The 3,702-nt window shown below is 39.8% G+C and carries 2 protein-coding genes and 1 pseudogene; 2 read left to right on the top strand and 1 reads right to left on the bottom strand.

Annotated features, from left to right (window positions below):
- Window positions 1-349 precede the first annotated feature (349 nt).
- Window positions 350-3,142, bottom strand: a complete 2,793-nt coding sequence (gene leuS, locus AFK68_RS06285; RefSeq protein WP_094672035.1) for a leucine--tRNA ligase — start codon at window positions 3,140-3,142, stop codon at window positions 350-352.
- A gap of 88 nt (window positions 3,143-3,230) precedes the next feature.
- Here leuS and AFK68_RS36345 point away from each other — a divergent pair, with 88 nt between their 5' ends.
- Together AFK68_RS36345 and AFK68_RS06280 are read left to right on the top strand one after the other, a co-directional pair.
- Window positions 3,231-3,371, top strand: coding sequence for a hypothetical protein (locus AFK68_RS36345; protein WP_168186341.1), 141 nt, complete (start codon window positions 3,231-3,233; stop codon window positions 3,369-3,371).
- 49 nt (window positions 3,372-3,420) lie between these two features.
- Window positions 3,421-3,702: pseudogene (locus AFK68_RS06280) on the top strand (serine/threonine protein kinase); the annotation flags it as partial.

Here is a 3,702-nt window from a genome sequence, read left to right as displayed (position 1 = left end):
AACTATTGCGCAATAGTTTAATTAATCGTAGCACAGGCATCCTGGCTATTTTTTTTCTGACAGCCAAGATGGCTGTGTTACTATGGTATAATTGAAGTAAAAAGTTAGCTATTGTCACCTTTCCTACTTTATCTAAAAAGTATTGCGCAATAGTTTAATTAATTAGCCATAATAAATCAGCTATCTTTTAGTCATCTAAAAGATGACTAAATTATCTATACGCTCTTTTTTGTGGTTAATTAATACAGCCTAATATTACCCAGAAACCGGGTGTATCAACGAAATTTATTCATTTGAACAAATTAGAGCAATCAACCCAGTTTCTTTGTCACTTCCCAGACTCACTATTTTATCCAACCACAAAATTAACTAATTTTCCAGGAACTACAATCACTTTTTTAATCTCCTTACCTACTATATTACGCTGCGCGACATCCGACTCCCGCGCTAACTTTTCCAAAGTTTCTTTATCTGCTTTTGCTGGCACCTGAATAGTTCCCCTAGTCTTACCCTTAATCTGAATTACTAATGTAATTTCATCTACCACTAAAGCTTCCGGGTCAAACTTCGGCCAAGGATGAGTATGCACTGAACCGACATTACCAGTAACTTGCCACAACTCCTCAGCAAGATGTGGTGCAAACGGTGCCAATAACAATAGCAAAGTTTCCAAACCTTCGGCATAAATATGAGAATCTTTACAAGTAGCATCACTCAAAGCATTACTCAACTTCATCATTTCCGAAACAGCAGTATTAAACTGATAATCTCCATCTAAATCTTCTGTTACTTCTTTGATAGCAGTATGCACCGCACGTCGAACATCTTTCTCCGCTTTAGTTAACTCTCTCGCAAACCTACTTTCTATCCAACTCAAACCTTTCTGCAAATCATCCTTAGTTTCTTGTTGAGTTTCGGGATGACTCAACTTAGCTTCTATTGCCACCTTGACATCAGCAGCAACATAAACTTTCACCACATTTCTAAGTTTAAAAGCAGAAATATTTTTGGTTATTTCAGTAATCAAATACCGAGACCAACCCAAATCTCTCAAGTCTGCTTGAGTAATACCATTATTTTTTGCTTTCAATTCACTAAAACTATTATTTGCAGTAAATTCGGTTACCAAAGACCAGACTCGGTTCAGGAAACGAAACTGTCCTTGTACATCAGCATCATCCCACTCTAAATCTTTTTCCGGTGGTGCTTTAAACAAAATAAACATCCGCGCCGTATCTGCACCATATTTTGCCATCACCTCCAAAGGATCGACACCGTTATACTTAGACTTAGACATCTTCTCAAAGAATACTTCCAATTTATCCCCAGTTTTGGGGTCTTTCGGTTCTTCCGGGTTAACATCTGCAAACGGAATATATTTACCAGTCACTGGATTTTTGTAAGTAATACCTTGCACCATTCCCTGAGTTAACAACTTTTGGAAAGGTTCGTCAAAATTGCACAAACCTCTGTCGCGCAAAACCTTAGTAAAAAATCTGGAATACAACAAATGTAAAATCGCGTGTTCGATACCACCTACATATTGATCTACAGGCAACCAGTCATTTACCATTTCCGAGTCAAACACCTGCTCTTCATTTGTCGCATCTGGATAACGCAAATAATACCAAGACGAATCAATAAAAGTATCCATCGTGTCAGTTTCCCGTTTTGCCGGAGTACCACAACTCGGACAAGGAACATTTACCCAGTCTTCTAATTTTGCCAACGGTGACGGACCCCGACCAGAAAATTCTACACTTTCGGGCAACTTCACAGGCAAATCTTCATCTGGTACAGGTACAGCACCACAGTTCGGACAGTGAATAATAGGTATTGGTGCGCCCCAGTAACGTTGTCTAGAAATTAACCAATCTCGCAAACGATATTGTATGCGACCTTCTCCATAACCTTCATCCTCAGCAAGTTCAATAATTGCTTTTTTGGCAAAAGTAGATTTTTCCCCGTTAAAGGAACCGGAGTTAACCATGATACCAACATCGGTATAAGCTTCTGACATCTCATCATCATCATTATCCGAATCATCCGCCACAATAACCTGTTTAACGGGTAGCTCATATTGTTTGGCAAACTGAAAGTCGCGCACGTCGTGAGCGGGTACTCCCATAACTGCACCTGTACCATATTCATAGAGTACATAGTCGGCGATCCAGATGGGAACTTCTTGATTATTGAATGGGTTGATAGCTTTGCCACCAGTAGGAACGCCACGTTTTGGTTTGTCTTCGGCGGTACGTTCTAATTCACTTTCGGCAGCTACTTCTTTAATAAAATTTTCGACGGTAGCTTGTTGTTCTGAGGTTGTCACCTGCGCTGTCAAAGGATGTTCGGGAGCCAAAACAACGTAACTGACGCCATAGACAGTATCGGGTCTGGTGGTAAAGACTCCAATTTTTTTATCCATCCCCACTATGGGAAATTCCAAATAAGCTCCGACAGATTTTCCTATCCAGTTTGCCTGCATCAGTTTCACTCGTTCCGGCCAACCAGGTAATTTATCCAAGTCGTTGAGGAGTTGTTCAGCATAGTCGGTAATTTTGAAGAACCACTGACGCAACAATTTACGTTCGACTTTTGCGCCGGAACGCCAAGAACGACCTTCTCCATCTACCTGTTCGTTGGCCAATACGGTTTGGTCGATGGGGTCCCAGTTAACGGCAGATTCTTTTTGATAGGCCAAACCTGCTTGGAAAAATTGGAGGAATATCCATTGAGTCCAACGGTAGTATTCGGGGGTACAGGTAGCGACTTCTTTATCCCAGTCGATGGAAAAACCCAAACGTCTTAGTTGTTCTTTCATTTGGGCAATATTTTGCAGGGTCCATTTAGCAGGTGGGATACCCCGGTCAATAGCTGCATTTTCTGCGGGTAGTCCAAATGCGTCCCAACCCATGGGGTGCAGGACACGATAACCTTGCATCCTTTTGAGTCGGGCAATAACGTCGGTAATAGTATAGTTACGAACATGACCCATGTGTAAGTTACCGGATGGGTAAGGGAACATGGATAGAGCGTAGAATTTAGGCTGATTATTGTCTGTAGGGGTTTTATCTTGGTTTTGTTCAGCCCAGTTTTTTTGCCACTTTTGTTCAATGGATACAGGATTATATTTGGAATCCACCGTTTTTTCTCCGTAATTATCTTCAGTAATCTGGTTTTCTTGATTATTTTGACATAATTCCTCGCTTATGAGGATTGATGGTTACATTATGCTACTGAATGTAATATATAAAGTTCGGAACAGCGATAAATTTTGTTTGTTGTGGAAATATTATTGTGAAATTCTAAACTGCATAAGTTCAGGAGAAATACAACTATTAGTAGTCGGAGCGATCGAGTATCGGATGTAAAAATTTAATTGCTTTCTATTCTCTGTTCCTTAAAACCTACTAAAAACCTATGAATAATTCCCCCAACTTTTCTTCTCATAGCTATCAAATAATTAGAGAACTCGGACACAATAATATTGGCGGGCGAGTCACTTATTTAGCAGAAAATATCCATACTCAAAAAAACGTAGTTATCAAACAATTTCAATTTGCTAAATTAGGAGCAAGTTGGGCAGAATATGATGCCTACTCTCAAGAAATTGCCGTTTTAAAAAGTCTCAATCATCCAGGGATTCCTAAATATTTAGATTCTTTTCAAACTGCCGATGGTTTCTGCATGATTCAAGAATAT

The organism is Hydrocoleum sp. CS-953 (assembly GCF_002260545.1).
Classification (GTDB): Bacteria; Cyanobacteriota; Cyanobacteriia; order Cyanobacteriales; family Microcoleaceae; genus Trichodesmium.
Note: the sequence above shows the minus strand (reverse complement) of the source record. Positions and strands in the feature narration are given on the sequence as shown.